The 18553-nt window shown below is 63.3% G+C and carries 13 protein-coding genes; all 13 read left to right on the forward strand.

Translation table 11 applies throughout. The features are described from left to right. Window positions 1-89: 89 nt before the first annotated feature. Complete coding sequence (locus ACK4TE_RS07125) at window positions 90-1499, forward strand: hypothetical protein (protein WP_409910803.1); 1410 nt, start codon at window positions 90-92, stop codon at window positions 1497-1499. After that, window positions 1496-2620, forward strand: a complete 1125-nt coding sequence (locus ACK4TE_RS07130; RefSeq protein WP_409910804.1) for a hypothetical protein — start codon at window positions 1496-1498, stop codon at window positions 2618-2620. Before ACK4TE_RS07125 ends, ACK4TE_RS07130 begins: the two co-directional genes overlap by 4 nt. Before the next feature lie 120 nt (window positions 2621-2740). Then, window positions 2741-3604 carry a M48 family metallopeptidase gene (locus ACK4TE_RS07135; protein WP_409910805.1) on the forward strand — a complete coding sequence of 288 codons (864 nt, stop codon included), beginning with the start codon at window positions 2741-2743 and terminating at the stop codon, window positions 3602-3604. A gap of 192 nt (window positions 3605-3796) precedes the next feature. Then, the gene (gene rplK, locus ACK4TE_RS07140; RefSeq protein ID WP_409910806.1) at window positions 3797-4243 is read left to right on the forward strand and encodes a 50S ribosomal protein L11; all 447 of its coding nucleotides are present in this window, start codon (window positions 3797-3799) and stop codon (window positions 4241-4243) included. A 5-nt stretch (window positions 4244-4248) separates the two neighbouring features. Beyond that, window positions 4249-4941 carry a 50S ribosomal protein L1 gene (gene rplA / locus ACK4TE_RS07145; protein ID WP_409910807.1) on the forward strand — a complete coding sequence of 231 codons (693 nt, stop codon included), beginning with the start codon at window positions 4249-4251 and terminating at the stop codon, window positions 4939-4941. A gap of 397 nt (window positions 4942-5338) precedes the next feature. After that, complete coding sequence (rplJ, locus tag ACK4TE_RS07150) at window positions 5339-5854, forward strand: 50S ribosomal protein L10 (RefSeq protein WP_409910808.1); 516 nt, start codon at window positions 5339-5341, stop codon at window positions 5852-5854. A gap of 58 nt (window positions 5855-5912) precedes the next feature. Continuing rightward, a complete protein-coding gene (rplL, locus tag ACK4TE_RS07155; protein WP_409910809.1) occupies window positions 5913-6293 on the forward strand; it encodes a 50S ribosomal protein L7/L12 in 381 nt (126 codons plus the stop codon). A 154-nt stretch (window positions 6294-6447) separates the two neighbouring features. Next, window positions 6448-10581: a DNA-directed RNA polymerase subunit beta gene (rpoB, locus tag ACK4TE_RS07160; RefSeq protein ID WP_409910810.1), complete on the forward strand. Its 4134-nt coding sequence runs from the start codon at window positions 6448-6450 to the stop codon at window positions 10579-10581. 122 nt (window positions 10582-10703) lie between these two features. Further along, a complete protein-coding gene (gene rpoC / locus ACK4TE_RS07165; protein ID WP_409910811.1) occupies window positions 10704-14915 on the forward strand; it encodes a DNA-directed RNA polymerase subunit beta' in 4212 nt (1403 codons plus the stop codon). Window positions 14916-15342: 427 nt separating this feature from the next. Next, window positions 15343-15714, forward strand: a complete 372-nt coding sequence (gene rpsL / locus ACK4TE_RS07170) for a 30S ribosomal protein S12 (RefSeq protein WP_011647831.1) — start codon at window positions 15343-15345, stop codon at window positions 15712-15714. Between the two features lie 15 nt (window positions 15715-15729). Further along, window positions 15730-16200, forward strand: coding sequence for a 30S ribosomal protein S7 (rpsG, locus tag ACK4TE_RS07175; RefSeq protein ID WP_409910812.1), 471 nt, complete (start codon window positions 15730-15732; stop codon window positions 16198-16200). 90 nt (window positions 16201-16290) lie between these two features. Continuing rightward, on the forward strand, window positions 16291-18414 hold the full coding sequence (gene fusA, locus ACK4TE_RS07180; protein ID WP_409910813.1) for an elongation factor G: 2124 nt from the start codon (window positions 16291-16293) through the stop codon (window positions 18412-18414). A gap of 36 nt (window positions 18415-18450) precedes the next feature. Beyond that, window positions 18451-18553, forward strand: a 103-nt coding sequence (locus ACK4TE_RS07185; protein WP_409910815.1) for a GTP-binding protein, incomplete at its 3' end; no start/stop codon positions are given.

Consider the following 18553-nt stretch of genomic DNA (forward strand, 5'->3'; position numbering starts at 1 on the left):
TCTGGTGGCCTGTGGCGCCTGTCTTGCTGTAGAAGGATGGTTAGGGCATCCCAGAAGCTGTTGAACAGAGGGATAGGAGGGTCGAAGACGTGATACGCCTGCTCGACTACCTGTTGGGCCTCGTTTCGCTTCTTGCGTTGCCCTTTATCCTCTGGTGGGGACTCTACCAATCCCCCCAAAGCGCCGCGGCGCTGGAAGCCCGCCTCGAAACAGCCGCCAACACCGCCTTGCAGCGGGCCGGCATCGACTGGGCGCGGGCTGAAATGAACGGCCAGAAAGCGATCCTGACCGGCGCGGCGCCATCGCCCGATGCGGTGGAGGAAGCCGCACGCATCGTGCTGCGCAGCAGCGGGCCGGGCGGCATCCTGCTGGGCGGTGTGGCGCAGGTGGAAACGCGGGTGAAGCCGGCAGAGCCGGTGCGCCCCTATGTCTGGTCAGCCACGCGCACGGAGGCGGGCGGGTTCATCCTCACCGGGCATGTGCCTTCCAAGGCGGTGCGGGAAACCCTGATGCTGGAAGCGCAGGCGCTGGCGCGCGGACCGGTTGAGGACAGGATGGTAACCGCGCCGGGCGCACCCGGTGGCAACTGGCAGGGCGTTGCCCGCTTTGCGATCACGCAGGCCGCCGAGCTGAGCGCGGGCAGCGCAGTGCTGTCGGATTTGAACCTGACCGTGAAGGGCGAAGCGCCGGACGATGCCGTGCGCGCGCGCCTGACGGCAGCGGTGAGCGGGGTCGCGGCGCCCTTCCGCGGGGCGGCATTGATCCGGGGCAATCCGCTCTGGTCTGCGACGATCCGGGACAGCGCGCTCATCCTGTCAGGCGCAGTGCCCTCCGAGGCGGAGCGCCGGTCGCTGATGGCAGCGGCGCGGCAGGCCTTTGAAGGCGACGTAATGGATGAGATGACGGTCGCCGGTTCGCCTTCAGAAGGCTGGACGGCGGGCGCGAGGGCAGGGCTCGTCCACCTCGCCGGCTTTTCATCCGGCACGATGACATTTGATCCGGCCATCAACGGGTTCACCTTCGAAGGGAGCGCATCGCCCAGCACGCTGTTCTTCCTGAATGAGGATATGGCGCGCAGTGCGGGGCGCTGGCGGTATGTGATCGCGGCCGAGCGGGTTTATGTTGGCGGAATGGGTGCGAGCAGCCGCGAGGCTTGCGAAACCGCCCTCAATGAGGCGCTGGCGGCAGACCGGTTGAAGTTCAGCCGCGCTGGAGCAGGGTTTGACCGGTCGAGCGGCCCGGCGCTGGATGCGCTGGCGGAGGCCGCGAAACGCTGCGGGCCGGGCGCGGACCTCGAACTCGTGGCAGCGAGCGACGAGATCAGCGAAGCACAGGCGGCGCAGGTCGCGGAATTTCTGGCGCGCAGCGGTGCGCCACGCCCCAGTATTGCTGCATTCAGCTATGGCCCCGTCGAGGCGGGGGAGGGTATGGACACACAGGCAGAGCGCGCGACAGTGCCGCCTCTGAAAATCAACGTACGGGAGCGAAGCGGACGATGACCTGGCTGATGACACATATGTGGATCGTTGCCGTTTCGGCGAGCGCCGTCGCGCTGCTCCTTGGATGGTCGATCCGCGGCATGCTGCTGTCCGGCAAGATGCGTCAGGCGATGGTCGAGCGCGATATGGTCAAGGTCGAACTCGGCAATACGAAGGATGAAGTCGAGAAGCTGTTTGCCCAGATCCGCAAGCTGCAGAATGGCGATGCGGCGTCCGCAGCGCCGGTGGCAGATCCGATCCTGACGCGGAAAGTGGAATCGCTGACCGCGGAACTCGCGCGCAAGTCGGCAGAGATCGAAGCGCTGAAAGCCTCGGCAAGTGCCGGCGCGGCGGCCGCACCAGCAGCGCTTGCGGCGAAAGCCGGTGAAAGCGAAGAGTCTCTGGCCTGGCGCAACCGGCATCTCGAGAGCCGTTTGGCGCACCTCGAATCCGAGCTTGCAAAGGCGCAAAGCGTGCTGGCTGCGCCCGCGCCCGTGGCCATAGTCGAAGCGCCTGCAGCGCCCGCTGTCGATACGGCGAAGCTCGAATGGGAAGTGAAATACCTGCGCACCCGGGTCGAGGCGCGGGAGACCGAACTGTCGGCAGCGCCCCGGATCGCAGCGCCCGCGCCGCAACAGGTCGAGGCGGCGCCTGCGCCGGCAGCGGACCCGGCTTCGCCCGTGGAGGAAGAACTGGCGCGTCTGCGCTGGCGGGTGCGTTTCCTGGAAGGCAAGCTCGCCTATTTCGAAGGCGATGAGGAAGCCGCAGTCGAGGGCGAGGATGCCGCCGATGCCGAACCGGCGCCGAAATCGGCCGCCGAAGCGATTCTCGGTCAGCTCGAAGCGGCAGACGAGGCGGCAGAGGCCGAGGAAGTTGCCAATGGCACGGCGCGCGTGCGTCCGGCGCAGCTGGAAAAGCCCTTCACCGAGAAAGCCGACGACCTGACGCTGATCGGCGGCATCGGTCCGAAGATCCAGGAACTGCTGCACGATCTCGGCATCTTCCATTTCGAGCAGATTGCTGACTGGACACCGGAGAATATCGCCTGGGTAGATGACTATCTGAGTTCTACCGGCCGCATCACCCGCGAAGGCTGGGTGGAGCAGGCTCGTGTGCTCGCCGGCGAAGCAGCTGACGCCTGACGCATTCAGGACGGGTTCACACCCGCCGCTTCACGATAGCGCCATGACCGGAAGGCCCGTTTGCATTTTGGAGTGCAGGCGGTAGGATTCCGCTTCACCCGGTTACAGGAGACAGGTGTCATGTCCGAACCATTCACGTTGGGCGAAACCTTTGACGGCGCGCTGCTGGCGAATGCGCCGCGCGTGCGGCTTTCCCGCCGGGGCATCATCATGGGCCTCGCGGCGGGCAGCGTGTTCCCGTTCGTCACGGGATGCAGCACCAACCTCGCCACTGGCGAGAGCCAGTTCCTGCTGTTCGGTGATGACCAGATTGCCAGCATGGCGGCCACCGCCTGGACCGACATGAAAGCGCAGACACCGCAGACGTCGAACACGGGGCTGAAGAACCGCGTGCTCGGTATCTGGGACCGCACGATCAAGGGCGCGGCCAAGACCGGCCATGTGAACCCGAACGATCAGTGGGATGTCGCCGTGTTCGACACCGACGATGTCAACGCCTTCGTCATGCCGGGCAACCGGGTCGGCGTGTACCGCGGTATCACCGAACTGACTGAGAATGACGACCAGATTTCCTCGGTGCTGGGCCACGAGACCGGTCACGTTGTCGGCAAGCATGCGGCAGAGCGGATGTCGGTCTCGACGGCGGCGCAGGTCGGCCTGATGGCCGGGCAGATTGCCGTCGCCTCGTCCGAGGAGCTGTCGAAGTATGGCACCGCCATCGGCGCGCTCGGCGGCGCGGCACTGCAGTTCGGTGTGATCCTGCCTTACAGCCGCCGGCATGAGCTGCAGGCCGACAAGCTCGGCGTCGATTACATGCACCAGGCCGGCTATGACGTGAAACAGTCCGTGCGGCTGTGGGAGCTGATGGACGCCCAGTCCAAGGGCCAGCGCCCGCCGGAATTCATGTCCACCCACCCCGACCCGCTGCGCCGGGCCGAGGAACTGCGCACCTATATCAACGCGCGCGGCTATGCCCTGATCTAGGGCTTTACGCTTTCACCCCAGGAAGCCCGGATGGCCCGCCCGTCCGGGCTTTTTCATGTGCGCGCTTGACCGGGAAGGGGCTTTCAGCCATACGCGCCACTTCTGCGGGAGGCGCCAGCCGTACCGCGGAACCTCTATTTCAACCGGGCGGATCGAAAGACCACCGCCCCATCGCCAAGTTGTGAGGACAAGATGGCTAAGAAACTGCTGGGGCAGATCAAGCTCCAGATTCCGGCCGGCAAGGCCGCTCCCGCACCGCCCGTCGGCCCGGCCCTGGGCCAGCGTGGTATCAACATCATGGAATTCTGCAAGGCGTTCAACGCACGCACCCAGAACCTCGAGCCGGGTCTGCCGATCCCGGTCGTGATCGAATACTATCAGGACAAGTCGTTCACCTTTGTCACCAAGACGCCGCCGGCTTCGGTGCTGCTGAAGAAGGCCGCTGGCCTGAAACTCGGCAAGAAACCGGCCTCGGGCGCCAAGAAACCGGGGCATGAGTCGACCGGCAAGGTGACCATGGACCAGGTCCGCGAGATCGCGAAGGTCAAGATGGCCGACCTGAACGCCAACGACATCGACGCTGCAGCCAAGATCATCGCCGGCTCTGCCCGCGCGATGGGCCTTCGTGTGGAGGACTGATCACCATGGCTAAAGGAAAACGCACCCGCGCCATCGAGCAGACCATCGACCGGACGAAAACCTATTCGATCCCGGAAGCCGTCAAGCTCGTGAAATCGAACGCGAAAGCCAAGTTCGACGAGTCGATCGAGATCGCCGTGAACCTCGGCGTTGACCCGAAATATGCCGACCAGCAGGTCCGCAGCGTGGTCAGCCTGCCGGCCGGCACGGGCAAGAATGTCCGCGTCGCCGTGTTCGCCAAGGACAAGAAAGCTGACGAAGCCCGCGCCGCCGGCGCAGAAATCGTCGGCGCCGATGACCTGTTCGAAAAGGTCAATGGCGGCTTCATGGATTTCGACCGCGTCATCGCCACGCCGGACATGATGGGCCTCGTCGGCCGTCTCGGTAAGGTTCTGGGCCCGCGCGGCCTGATGCCTAACCCGAAAGTCGGCACCGTGACCCCGAACGTCGTTCAGGCGATCAAGGATGCCAAGGGCGGCGCCATCGAGTTCAAGGTCGAGAAGGCGGGCATCGTCCACGCCGGCATCGGCAAGGCCTCCTTCTCGGAAGCCGACATCGAAAAGAACGTCACGGCCTTCCTGTCGGCCCTCGCCAAGGCCCGTCCGTCGGGCGCGAAGGGCACCTTCATCCGCAAGATCTCGCTCTCGTCCACCATGGGCGGCGGCGTCCAGATCGACCTGAACGAAGCGAAAGCCTGACCTGCCGGGCTTCGGCCCCCGCAGGTCTTCGAAAAAGGCCCGGCCTCCCGCTTCGGCAGGCCGGGTTTTTTCTGCCTTAAGAAAAATGCCGATCAGGGCTTGCGGCCCGGTGGAAAAACCGTTAATGCCCGCCGCTTGACGGGAGTTCTCCGATGTGCATTCGGGGGACTCCCGTTTCCTGTCACAGACCATAGGCCATTTTCTCACGAAAATGCCAAGGGCCGCGAGGCCACCTATGCAGACGGGGTGAGGCGTAGATACGGTTCGGAATTTCCTGGAATTTTCCGGGAAAGGCTGGCCGGGCAGGCCAATCCCTGGGCAGGCGCTGGAAGCCGCAAGGCGGAAGGCGAACACCTAGGGCGGCCGGATGGTCCGGGCGCCTCAATGGAGACCCGCAATGGATAAAGCTGGAAAAAGCGCGGCTCTCGAGAACCTCAAAGGGGTTTTCGAAGGGGCGGGCGTGGTCGTCGTGACCCACTATACCGGTCTTACCGTGGCGGAAATGACGAAGCTGCGTGGCCTGCTCCGCAAGGACGGCGCGCACTTCAAAGTGGTCAAGAACCGCCTCGCGAAAATCGCGCTGGGCGGGGTCGGTGGCGATAAGGCGCAGGACCTGTTCCAGGGCCCTGTGGCGATCGCCTACTCGCCGGATCCGGTGTCGGCTGCGAAAGCGGCTGACGAGTTCTCGAGGGAAAACTCGAAACTCGTCATCATCGGCGCCGTGATGGGTGAGCAGGTCCTCGATGCCAAAGGCGTCGAAGCCCTCGCGAAACTGCCGTCCCTTGATCAACTGCGTGGCAAGCTCATCGGCCTCCTGCAGGCTCCGGCAACGAAGGTTGCTGGCGTCATCCAGGCTCCGGCGTCGCAACTTGCCCGCGTGGTGTCGGCCTATGCGTCGAAAGACGCCGCATAAGACACCCGTTTTCGCAACACCAAGACCTTAACAACCGAACCAAACAGGAATCAAAACCATGGCAAATCTTGAAAAGATTGTCGAAGATCTCTCGGCCCTGACCGTTCTGGAAGCCGCTGAGCTCGCGAAACTGCTCGAAGAAAAGTGGGGCGTCTCTGCTGCTGCTCCGGTGGCTGTTGCTGCCGTCGGCGGCGGTGCTGCTCCGGCCGCAGCTGTTGAAGAGAAGACCGAATTCGACGTCGTTCTCACCGATGGCGGCGCGAAGAAAATCGAAGTCATCAAACTGGTCCGCGAAGTCGTTCCGTCGCTCGGCCTGAAGGAAGCCAAAGACCTCGTCGAAGGCGCCCCGAAGACCGTCAAGGAAGGCGTTGCAAAGGCCGATGCAGAAGCGATGAAGAAGAAATTCGAAGCCGCTGGCGCGAAGGTCGACCTGAAGTAATCGCCTTCGGGCGACTTGCCGGGCGGCGTTCGCGCGAGGCGCTGCCCCTGTAAAGTTCACGCGCGGCGGTTTCCTCCGGAGGCCGCCGCGTGCTCGCGTTTAAAACTCCGGTGTTCCGCTCCCGCAGGCGGCGCCGCAAAATTGGGAACTTGGGATGGCACTCTCCTTCACGGAAAAGAAACGTATCCGCAAAAACTTCGGCCGAATTCCCGAAGCCATCGAAATGCCAAACCTGATCGAGGTCCAGCGCGAAAGCTACGAAGCCTTCCTGCAGATGAACACTCCGCGCGAAAAGCGCACGGATGATGGTCTCGGCGGTGTCTTCAAGTCGGTTTTCCCGATCACGGATTTTTCCGAGCGCGCCACCCTTGAATATGTCTCCTACGAATTCGAACAGCCGAAGTTCGATGTTGAAGAGTGCATGCAGCGCGACCTGACCTTCCAGGCGCCGCTGAAAGTGCGCCTGCAACTCGTCGTGTTCGATGTCGATGAAGAAACCGGCGCCCGCTCTGTCAAGGAAGTGAAAGAGCAGGAGTGCTATCTCGGTGACATCCCGCTGATGACCGAGAAGGGCACCTTTGTGGTCAACGGCACCGAGCGCGTGATCGTCTCGCAGATGCACCGCTCGCCGGGCGTGTTCTTCGACCATGACAAGGGCAAGACGCATGCTTCCGGCAAGCTGCTGTTTGCCGCCCGCATCATTCCCTATCGCGGCTCGTGGCTCGACTTCGAGTTCGACGCGAAAGACATCCTGAACATCCGGATCGACCGCAAGCGCAAGCTGCCGGCGACGACGATCCTGTACGCACTTGGCTACACGACCGAGCAGATCCTCGACCAGTTCTACACGCACTCCATCTACCGGATGGACAAGAAAGGCTGGATCACGAGCTTCCGCGCTGATGCCTGGCGCGGCGTGAAGCCAGACTTCGACCTCGTCGACGCAAAGTCGAAGAAGGTTGTCGCCGAAGCCGGCAAGAAGATCACGGCGCTGAAAGCGAAACGCATCGCAGAAGGCGGCACGGACGAAATCCTCGTTCCGTCGGAAGCCCTCGTCGGCAAGTTCCTCGCCCGCGACGTCGTCAACATGGAAACCGGCGAGATTTTCGGCGAGGCCGGCGATGCGCTGGAAGAAGCGAACATCGCTGAAATCCGCGACTATGGCGTGAAGACGATCGAAGTCCTCGACATCGACGCTGCAGGCCGCGGCCCGTGGCTGCGCAACACGCTGAAGGCCGACAAGAACGAGAACCGCTTCGAAGCGCTCTCCGACATCTACCGCGTCATGCGCCCCGGCGAGCCGCCGACGCAGGAAGCCGCCGAAGCCCTGTTCGGCCAGCTCTTCTTCGACCAGGAGCGCTATGATCTCTCGGCCGTCGGCCGCGTGAAGATGAACATGCGTCTCTCGGTGGCCGTGCGCGAGTACGAGTCCGCCCCGGACGACATGCGCGTGCTGCGCAACGACGACATCATCGGCGTCATGAAGGTCATCCTCGACCTGAAGGACGGCAAGGGTGAAGTCGACGACATCGACAACCTCGGCAACCGCCGCGTCCGCTCGGTCGGCGAGCTGATGGAAAACAACTACCGCATCGGTCTCGTGCGCATGGAGCGTGCAATCAAGGAACGTATGGGCGCGGTCGATATCGACACCGTGATGCCGCACGACCTGATCAACGCGAAACCGGTTGTGGCCGCTGTGCGTGAATTCTTCGGCTCCTCGCAGCTGTCGCAGTTCATGGACCAGACCAACCCGCTCTCCGAGATCACCCACAAGCGCCGCCTGTCGGCTCTTGGCCCGGGCGGTCTGACGCGCGAACGCGCCGGCTTCGAGGTGCGCGATGTGCACCCGACGCACTATGGCCGTATCTGCCCGATCGAGACACCGGAAGGCCCGAACATCGGCCTGATCAACTCGCTGGCCACGCATGCCCGCGTCAACAAGTACGGTTTCATCGAGAGCCCGTACCGGAAGGTCGTGAAGGGCAAGCTGACGAGCGAAGTCGTCTATCTGTCGGCCATGGAAGAGTCGATCTACAAGATCGCTCAGGCCAACGCAGCCGTGACGGCGAAGGGCGAGCTTGTGAACGAGTTCGTCAATGCCCGCGTCGCCGGCGAAGCCACGATGGTTGCCCGGGAAGAAGTCCAATACATGGACGTCTCGCCCAAGCAGGTCGTCTCTGTGGCTGCCTCGCTGATCCCGTATCTCGAGAATGACGACGCCAACCGCGCGCTCATGGGCTCGAACATGCAGCGCCAGGCTGTGCCGCTGATCCAGTCGGAAGCGCCGTTCGTCGGCACCGGCATGGAAGCGGTCGTAGCCCGCGACAGCCGCGCCGCCATCGTTGCCCGCCGGGCAGGGGTGGTCGAGCAGGTCGACGCGATGCGGATCGTTGTGCGCGCGACGGACGAGCTGGAAGGCTCGAAGTCGGGCGTCGACATCTACCGCCTCGCCAAGTTCCGCCGCTCGAACCAGAACTCGTGCATCAACCAGCGCCCGATCGTGAAGGTCGGCGACACGGTGGCCAAGCATGACATCATCGCGGATGGTCCGTCCACGGATCTCGGCGAACTGGCGCTCGGCCGCAACGTGCTCGTCGCGTTCATGCCGTGGAATGGCTACAACTTCGAAGACTCGATCCTGATCTCCGAGCGCATCGTGAAAGACGACGTGTTCACCTCGATCCACATCGAGGAATTCGAAGTCGCCGCCCGTGACACCAAGCTCGGCCCGGAAGAGATCACCCGCGACATTCCTAACGTCGGTGAGGAAGCCCTACGCAACCTCGACGAAGCGGGCATCGTGGCCGTCGGCGCCGAAGTCAAAGCCGGCGACATCCTTGTCGGCAAGGTCACGCCGAAGGGCGAAAGCCCGATGACGCCGGAGGAGAAACTCCTGCGCGCCATCTTCGGCGAAAAAGCCTCTGACGTGCGCGACACCTCGCTGCGCGTGCCGCCGGGCGATTCCGGTACGGTTGTAGATGTCCGCATCTTCAACCGCCACGGCATCGACAAGGACCAGCGCGCGCTGCAGATCGAGCGTGAGCAGATCGAACAGCTGCAGGAAGACAAGGAAGACGAACAGTCGATCCTCGAGCGCAACACCTATGCGCGTCTGCGCGACTTGCTGACCGGCAAGGAAGCCGCTGCCGGCCCGAAAGGCTTCAAGCCGGGCCGCATCACGGCCGGCGCCCTTGACGAACTCACCGAGAAACAATGGTGGGATATCGAGCTGAAGTCCGAGAAGGCCCAGGCCGAGTTGAAAGCCCTGCGCGAGCAGTTCGATGCCTCGATCCGCGAGCTCGAAGCCCGCTTCGACGATAAGGTCGAGAAGGTGCAGCGCGGCGATGACCTGCCTCCGGGCGTGATGAAGGTCGTGAAGGTCTTCCTGGCCGTGAAGCGCAAGCTGCAGCCGGGCGACAAGATGGCCGGCCGTCACGGCAACAAGGGTGTGATCTCGAAGATCAACCCGAGCGAAGACATGCCGTTCCTCGAGGACGGCACCCCGGTCGACATCGTGCTCAACCCGCTCGGCGTGCCGTCGCGGATGAACGTCGGTCAGATCCTCGAGACGCACACAGGCTGGGCCTGCCGCGGTCTTGGCCGGATCATCGACAAGGCGCTCGACGAGTTCCACCAGAAGCATGACGCGAAGGGCCTGAAGAAGGCGCTCGTGACGGCCTATGGCAAGGACCAAGAGCTGCCGGAGGACGACGCTGAACTCGTCGAACTCGCCTCGAACCTGCGCAACGGCGTGCCGATTGCGACCCCGGTGTTTGACGGTGCGCGCGAAGAGGACATCAACGACCTCTTGACCCGCGCCGGTCTCGACACGTCGGGCCAGGTTCGCCTGTTCGACGGCCGCACCGGTGTTGCGTTCACGCGCCCGGTCACGGTGGGCTACAAATATCTCCTCAAGCTCCACCACCTGGTGGACGAGAAGATCCACGCCCGTTCGACCGGCCCGTACTCGCTCGTCACGCAGCAACCGCTGGGCGGCAAGGCCCAGTTCGGTGGCCAGCGCTTCGGCGAGATGGAGGTCTGGGCGCTCGAAGCCTACGGCGCCGCCTACACCCTGCAGGAAATGCTGACGGTGAAGTCGGACGACACGGCCGGCCGCGCCAAGGTCTACGAGGCCATCGTTCGAGGCGACGACACGTTCGAAGCCGGCATCCCCGAGAGCTTCAACGTGCTCGTCAAGGAGATGCGCTCGCTCGGCCTCAACGTGGAGCTGATCGAGGAAGGTGGTCTGGAGGCCGGCGAGGAAACGCCGGTGGCCGCCGAATAAGCGTCGATTGAAATCCAGTTCCGCCAGCGGCAGTGCGCCGCTGGCGGGACAAGCCCTATACGGAATTTTTCAGGGCAGGGGGCAATGCGCCCCTCAACGCCCACCCCAAGGAGCAGACCCCGATGCGCCAGGACGTCGCCAACATGTTCAACCAGAATACGCCCGCCCCGACTTTCGAGGCGATCCGTATTTCGATCGCGAGCCCGGAGAAGATCCGCTCATGGTCGTCTGGTGAAATCAAGAAGCCCGAAACGATCAACTACCGCACGTTCAAGCCGGAGCGCGACGGCCTGTTCTGTGCACGGATCTTCGGCCCGACGAAGGACTATGAGTGCCTTTGCGGCAAGTACAAGCGCATCAAGTATCGCGGCATCGTCTGCGAGAAGTGCGGCGTGGAAGTCACCCTCGCCCGCGTCCGCCGCGAGCGCATGGGCCATATCGATCTTGCCGCGCCGGTTGCGCACATCTGGTTCCTGAAGTCGCTGCCGTCCCGGATCGCGACGCTGGTCGACATGCCGCTGAAAGACGTGGAGCGCGTGCTCTACTTCGAAAGCTATGTTGTCATCGAGCCGGGCCTCACCGAGCTTGAGCCGAAGCAGCTGCTGACCGAAGAAGAATACATGGATGCGCAGGACCGTCTCGGGGAAGACGCGTTCACTGCCATGATCGGCGCCGAAGCGATCCGCGAAATCCTTAAAGCCCTCGACCTGCCGGTGCTCGCCGAGCAGCTGCGCGAGGACCTGAAGGAGTCGAACTCGGAACTGAAGACCAAGAAAGCCTCGAAGCGCCTGAAAGTGGTCGAGTCCTTCCTGCAGTCGAAGGCGAAGCCGGAATGGATGATCCTGACAGTTGTCCCGGTGATCCCGCCGGACCTGCGCCCGCTTGTCCCGCTGGATGGCGGCCGTTTCGCGACGTCTGACCTCAACGACCTCTACCGCCGTGTGATCAACCGGAACAACCGCCTGAAACGGCTGATGGAGCTTCGCGCGCCGGACATCATCATCCGTAACGAAAAGCGTATGCTGCAGGAATCGGTGGATGCGCTGTTCGACAACGGCCGCCGCGGCCGCACGATCACGGGCACCAACAAGCGCCCGCTGAAGTCGATCTCCGACATGCTGAAAGGCAAGCAGGGCCGCTTCCGCCAGAACCTGCTCGGCAAGCGCGTCGACTATTCCGGCCGGTCGGTCATCGTGGTCGGCCCGAACCTCAAGCTGCACGAGTGCGGCCTGCCGAAGAAGATGGCGCTCGAACTGTTCAAGCCGTTCATCTATGCGCGCCTCGACGCGAAAGGCCTCGCCGGCACGGTGAAGGCCGCGAAGAAGCTCGTGGAAAAAGAGAAGCCGGAAGTCTGGGATATCCTCGACGAGGTCATCCGTGAGCACCCGGTTCTCCTGAACCGCGCACCGACGCTGCACCGTCTCGGCATCCAGGCGTTCGAGCCGAAACTGATCGAGGGCAAGGCCATCCAGCTGCACCCGCTCGTCTGCGCCGCGTTCAACGCGGATTTTGACGGTGACCAGATGGCCGTACACGTTCCGCTGTCGCTTGAAGCGCAGTTGGAAGCACGCGTGCTGATGATGTCGACCAACAACATCCTTTCGCCCGCTAACGGCAAGCCGATCATCGTTCCGTCGCAGGACATCATCCTCGGCCTCTACTATCTGTCGCTGGACCGCCGTGGTGAGCCGGGTGAGGGGATGGCCTTCGCCGATCTCGCCGAAATGGAGCACGCGCTGGATGCCGGACTGATCTCGATGCACTCGAAGATCAAGGCGATGTATGACGGTATCGATGCAGACGGCAAACCGCGCCGCTACATCATCGACACGACGCCGGGCCGCTTCATGGTGGCAAACATCCTTCCGCGCGAGCAGGGCATCGGTCCCGAACTCGTCAACACGGTTCTCACCAAGAAGGCCATCGGCAAGATCATTGACGAGGTCTACCGCCTGTGCGGTCAGAAGGCGACGGTCATCTTCTGCGACAAGATCATGGAACTCGGCTTCAAGGAAGCCTGCAAGGCCGGCATTTCCTTCGGCAAGGATGACATGGTCATTCCGGAAGCGAAGAAGAAACTGGTTGATGCGACCAAGGAGCAGGTGGCTGAGTACGAACGTCAGTATGCGGATGGCCTCATCACGCGTGGCGAGAAGTACAACAAGGTTGTTGATGCCTGGTCGACTTGTACCGACAAGGTGGCAGACGCGATGATGGAGTCGGCCTCGAAGGCTCAGGACGCCAAGGGCGACCGCAAGTCCCAGGTCAACTCGATCTACATGATGGCCGATTCCGGCGCCCGCGGTTCGAAGAACCAGATGAAACAGCTCGCCGGTATGCGCGGCCTCATGGCCAAGCCGTCGGGCGAGATCATCGAGACGCCGATCATCTCGAACTTCAAGGAAGGCCTCACCGTTCTCGAGTACTTCAACTCGACCCACGGTGCCCGTAAGGGCCTTGCCGATACGGCTCTCAAGACCGCCAACTCCGGCTACCTCACCCGCCGTCTCGTCGACGTCGCCCAGGACTGCATCATCAACGAAGATGATTGCGGCACCGAGAAGGGCATCGACATCTCGGCCGTCATGGAAGGCGCCGATGTCGTCGTCTCGCTGTTCGAGCGCATCCTCGGCCGTGTCACGGCAGAGGACCTCAAGGGCGTTGATGGCAAGCTGGTTGTCACCGCGAACACCTATATCGATGAAGACGTGGCGGGCGCGATTGAAGCGGCCGGCATCGATCATGTGAAGGTGCGCTCGGCGCTCACCTGCGAAGCCAAGAACGGTATCTGTGTCCAGTGCTACGGCCGCGACCTCGCGCGTGGCACGATCGTCAACCGCGGCGAAGCCGTCGGTGTCATCGCGGCCCAGTCGATCGGCGAGCCGGGCACCCAGCTCACGATGCGGACGTTCCACATCGGAGGCGCCGCGCAGGTGGCTGACCAGTCCTCGCTGGAAGCCAGCTTCGAAGGCACCGTCCGGTTCGTGGACGGCGAATTCGTCACCCGCAAGGACAAGACGATCATCGTCGTGGGCCGCCGCATGCAGGTCGAGATCGTCGATGCCGAAGGCCGCACGCGCCAGTCGTTCCGCCCGGCCTATGGCACACGCCTGATGGTCAAGGACGGCGCGAAGGTCGCGCCGGGTCTGCTGCTCGCTGACTGGGATCCCTTCGCGCAGCCGATCGTTTCGGAAGTCGCCGGTGAAGCCCGCTTCGTCGATCTGGTCGAAGGCCAGACGGTGCGCGAGGAAACCGACGAGGCCACCGGCATCTCGGCCCGCGTCGTTGTCGACCCGCGCTCGACCTCGAAGTCGGCGGACCTCAAGCCGGCGATCCAGATCATCGGCAAGGATGGCAAGCCGGTGAAGCTGCCGAACGGGTCCAGCGCAAGCTACATCCTGTCGGTCGGCGCGATCCTCTCTGTCTCCGACGGCGACAAGATCGAACCCGGCGACACGCTCGCCCGTATCACCACTGGCGGCGCCAAGACGAAGGACATCACGGGCGGTCTGCCGCGCGTGGCCGAACTCTTCGAAGCCCGCCGTCCGAAGGACCACGCGATCATCGCCGAAGTCGATGGCCGCGTCGAATACGGCCGCGACTACAAGAACAAGCGCAAGGTCACCATCGTTCCGCTCGAGGAGGGCAGGGCGCCGGTCGACTATCTCGTGCCGAAGGGCAAGCACCTTGCGGTTCAGGATGGCGACATCATCAAGCGCGGCGAATTCCTGATGGACGGCAACCCCGCCCCGCAGGACATCCTGTCGACGCTCGGTGTGGAAGCCCTCGCCAACTACCTGATCGACGAAGTGCAGAAGGTCTACCGTCTGCAGGGCGTGCCGATCAACGACAAGCACATTGAGGTGATCGTTCGCCAGATGCTGCAGAAGGTCGAGATCGTCGATGGCGGTGACACGCCGTTCATCGTCGGCGAGCACATCGATGTGGGCGAGTTCGAGGAAGCCAACGAGGCCGTCCGCCGGTCGCGCAAGAAGGACCAGGTGGAAGCAACCGCAACGCCGCTCCTGCTCGGCATCACCAAAGCCTCGCTGCAGACGAAGAGCTTCATCTCGGCCGCCTCGTTCCAGGAAACGACCCGCGTGCTGACCGAAGCGGCCGTCCAGGGCAAGGTCGACACGCTCGAAGGCCTGAAGGAAAACGTCATCGTCGGCCGCCTGATCCCTGCGGGCACCGGTGGCGGTATCCGTCAGTTCCGCCGGGTTGCGGCCGAACGCGATGCGAAGCTGAAGGCGAAGCGCGCCGCCGCCATGGCCAAGGCCGAGGAAACCCTCGAGCTGACCGGCCTGCCGGCCCCGGATAAGACCGGCGCCTGAGGCCCGGAGAGGTCTTGAACCCATCGGAAAAGCCTGCCAGTTCTGGCAGGCTTTTTCATTTTGGGACGGGCCCGGCATGAAGCTTTCCAGGAGTGATCTGATCGGGGGAGGGTGCGCCCTCGCGGCGATCGGGCTGATCGCCTGGATGTGTTTCCGCAGCTGGGGCGGTATTTTACCCTTCTGAAGCGCGATTCCGGCCCTCAGTTAGCAGCCCGGCGCCCTTGACGCGCCGCGCGCGCGAGTCTACACGCCGCCCAATCGTCAGAGAGGTAAACGGGCCCGGCGCCCGCCAGCCGCCCCGGCCCGCAGAAATGCACCGGACAATCTGACCCCCAAATTCCCGCCGTCCCGGATGCCACTTCAGGCCTTCGGGATTGTATTCATTCTCGGCCCCCGGGCCACAACGCACGAGAGACAGTAGGCCCGAATGCCCACGATCCAGCAGCTGATCCGCAATCCGCGCGAGCCGAAGCGCACGCGTACCAAGACGCCCGCCCTGAAAGCCTGCCCGCAGCGCCGCGGCGTCTGCACCCGCGTCTACACGACGACACCGAAGAAGCCGAACTCGGCGCTTCGGAAAGTCGCGAAGGTGCGCATGACGTCCGGATTTGAATCGCTCTGCTACATCCCCGGCGAGGGCCACAACCTGCAGGAGCACTCCGTTGTGCTTATCCGCGGCGGCCGCGTGAAAGACCTTCCGGGCGTGCGCTACCACATCGTGCGCGGCGCCCTGGACACCCAGCCCGTCAAGAACCGTAAACAGCGCCGCTCGCATTACGGCGCGAAGAAACCGAAATAAGAGGACCAGAGTCTCATGTCCCGTCGTCACCAGGCCGAGAAGCGCGAAGTCCTGCCGGATCCCAAGTTCAAGGACATCGTCGTCACCAAGTTCATGAACCAGATCATGCGCGACGGCAAAAAGTCGGTCGCCGAACGTATCGTCTATGGCGCGTTTGAGCTGGTCGAAACCCGTTCGAAGAAGAACCCGATCGAGGTCTTCCACAACGCCCTCGAAGCCGTTGCGCCTTCCGTCGAAGTGCGTTCGCGCCGCGTTGGCGGTGCCACCTACCAGGTTCCGGTCGAAGTCCGCACCGAGCGCCGTCAGGCTCTCGCTATCCGCTGGCTGGCCGCTGCCGCTTCGGGCCGCAACGAGAACACCATGCGTGAGCGCCTTGCCGGCGAGCTGATGGATGCTTCGCAAGGCCGCGGCAACGCCGTCAAGAAGCGCGAAGACACGCACCGTATGGCAGACGCCAACAAGGCGTTCGCACACTATCGCTGGTAACCAGCATCACCAGTCCGGGCGGAAGAGGTAACTCGCCCGGGCGAGACGCCCACCTCTTCCCGGAACACTGAACACGAAGGTTGAACCCACATGGCCCGCGAATACCCGCTGGAGCGATACCGGAACTTCGGCATCATGGCCCACATTGATGCCGGCAAGACGACGACCACCGAGCGTATCCTTTACTACACCGGCAAGTCGCACAAGATCGGCGAAGTGCATGACGGCGCGGCGACCATGGACTGGATGGTCCAGGAGCAGGAGCGCGGCATCACGATCACGTCCGCTGCCACGACCACCTTCTGGGAACGCACCGAAGACGGCACCACGGCCCAGTCGCCGAAATTCCGCTTCAACATCATCGACACGCCCGGACACGTCGATTTCACCATCGAGGTCGAGCGTTCGCTTGCCGTGCTCGATGGCGCGGTGTGCGTGCTGGATGCGAACGCCGGTGTCGAGCCGCAGACAGAGACGGTGTGGCGCCAGGCCGACCGCTACAAAGTTCCGCGCATCGTGTTCGTCAACAAGATGGACAAGATCGGCGCCGACTTCTTCAACTGCGTCGCGATGATCAAGTCGCGCACCGGCGCCACGCCGGCTCCGATCCAGATCCCGATCGGCGCGGAAAACCACCTCGAAGGCCACGTTGACCTGATCACCATGAAAGAATGGGTATGGGCCGGCGAAGACCTCGGAGCGACCTGGGAGCTGCGCGAAATCCGTGACAGCCTGAAGGCGCAGGCCGAAGAATGGCGCGCCAAGCTGATCGAAGTCGCCGTCGAAATGGACGATGCGGCGATGGAAGGCTATCTGGAAGGCAAGGAGCCGGACGTGGAGACGCTGCGCAAGCTGATCCGCAAGGGCGTGCTGACCCTGTCCTTCGTGCCGGTGCTGTGCGGCTCCGCGTTCAAGAACAAGGGCGTCCAGCCGATGCTGAACGCAGTTGTAGACTTCCTGCCGAGCCCGCTCGACGTGCCGGCTTACAAGGGCTTTGCCCCGGGCGACGAGACCGAGACCCGCAATATCGAGCGGTCTGCCGATGACGCGCAGCCTTTCTCGGGCCTTGCGTTCAAGATCATGAACGACCCCTACATGGGCACACTCACCTTTACGCGGATCTATTCGGGTACGCTGTCGAAAGGCGACGCCTTCCTCAACTCGACCAAAGGCAAACGCGAGCGCGTCGGCCGCATGGTGATGATGCACGCCAACAAGCAGGATGAGATCACGGAAGCCTTCGCTGGCGACATCGTGGCGCTCGCCGGCCTCAAGGAAACCACGACCGGTGATACGGTCTGCGATCCGAACAAGCCGGTCGTCCTCGAAACCATGACCTTCCCCGATCCTGTGATCGAGATCGCTGTCGAGCCGAAATCCAAGGCTGACCAGGAGAAGATGTCGGTCGGCCTGCAGCGCCTGGCGGCTGAAGACCCGTCCTTCCGCGTCGAAACCGACTTCGAGTCGGGCCAGACGATCATGAAAGGCATGGGCGAGCTTCACCTCGACATCCTGATCGACCGCCTGCGCCGCGAGTTCAAGGTCGAAGCCAATATCGGCCAGCCTCAGGTGGCTTACCGTGAGAAGATCGGCCGCGCGGCCGAGATCGACTTCACGCACAAGAAACAGTCCGGCGGCACCGGCCAGTTCGCGCGCATCAAGCTGCAGTTCGAGCCGCTGGAAGCGGGTTCGGGCTTCGTGTTCGAAAGCGCGATCGTCGGCGGCGCCGTTCCGAAGGAATACATCCCGGGCGTCCAGAAGGGCCTCGAAATGGCCAAGGAAAACGGCCTGCTTGCCGGTTATCCGGTCACCGATTTCCGGGCCCGTCTCGTTGACGGCGCCTTCCACGATGTCGACTCCAGCGTGCTGGCGTTCGAGATCGCAGCCCGCGGCGCGTTCCGCGAGTTGAAAGGGAAGGGCGATCCGCGCCTGATGGAGCCGATCATGAAGGTCGAAGTCGTGACGCCAGAAGACTATATGGGCGACGTGATCGGTGACCTGAACTCCCGTCGCGGCCAGATCCAGGGCTCCGAAGCCCGCGGTAACGCCACTGCCATCACGGCGATGGTGCCGCTGGTGAACATGTTCGGATACGTGTCCACGCTGCGGGGCATGTCGCAAGGCCGCGCTCAGTTCACGATGCTCTTCGATCACTATGACGAAGTGCCGCGCGCTGAAGCACAGAAGATCATTCAGGAAGTCTCGGGCTCCTAATCGGGTCCCTCAAGTTCAGAACAAAGGAGAGGCCCTATGGGCAAGGCAAAGTTTGAGCGTACGAAGCCGCACGTCAACATCGGCACGATTGGTCACGTTGACCATGGCAAGACGACGCTGACGGCGGCGATCACGATGG

Origin of the sequence: Hyphomonas sp. (assembly GCF_046313975.1) — a bacterium.
GTDB lineage: Bacteria > Pseudomonadota > Alphaproteobacteria > Caulobacterales > Hyphomonadaceae > Hyphomonas.

Bases quoted from the DNA above. Each gene is read 5' to 3' on its own strand.
- ACK4TE_RS07130 (WP_409910804.1), top strand. From the start codon at position 1,496: ATGACCTGGCTGATGACACATATGTGGATCGTTGCCGTTTCGGCGAGC.
- ACK4TE_RS07135 (WP_409910805.1), top strand. From the start codon at position 2,741: ATGTCCGAACCATTCACGTTGGGCGAAACCTTTGACGGCGCGCTGCTG.
- rplK (WP_409910806.1), top strand. From the start codon at position 3,797: ATGGCTAAGAAACTGCTGGGGCAGATCAAGCTCCAGATTCCGGCCGGC.
- rplA (WP_409910807.1), top strand. From the start codon at position 4,249: ATGGCTAAAGGAAAACGCACCCGCGCCATCGAGCAGACCATCGACCGG.
- rplJ (WP_409910808.1), top strand. From the start codon at position 5,339: ATGGATAAAGCTGGAAAAAGCGCGGCTCTCGAGAACCTCAAAGGGGTT.
- rplL (WP_409910809.1), top strand. From the start codon at position 5,913: ATGGCAAATCTTGAAAAGATTGTCGAAGATCTCTCGGCCCTGACCGTT.
- rpoB (WP_409910810.1), top strand. From the start codon at position 6,448: ATGGCACTCTCCTTCACGGAAAAGAAACGTATCCGCAAAAACTTCGGC.
- rpoC (WP_409910811.1), top strand. From the start codon at position 10,704: ATGCGCCAGGACGTCGCCAACATGTTCAACCAGAATACGCCCGCCCCG.
- rpsL (WP_011647831.1), top strand. From the start codon at position 15,343: ATGCCCACGATCCAGCAGCTGATCCGCAATCCGCGCGAGCCGAAGCGC.
- rpsG (WP_409910812.1), top strand. From the start codon at position 15,730: ATGTCCCGTCGTCACCAGGCCGAGAAGCGCGAAGTCCTGCCGGATCCC.
- fusA (WP_409910813.1), top strand. From the start codon at position 16,291: ATGGCCCGCGAATACCCGCTGGAGCGATACCGGAACTTCGGCATCATG.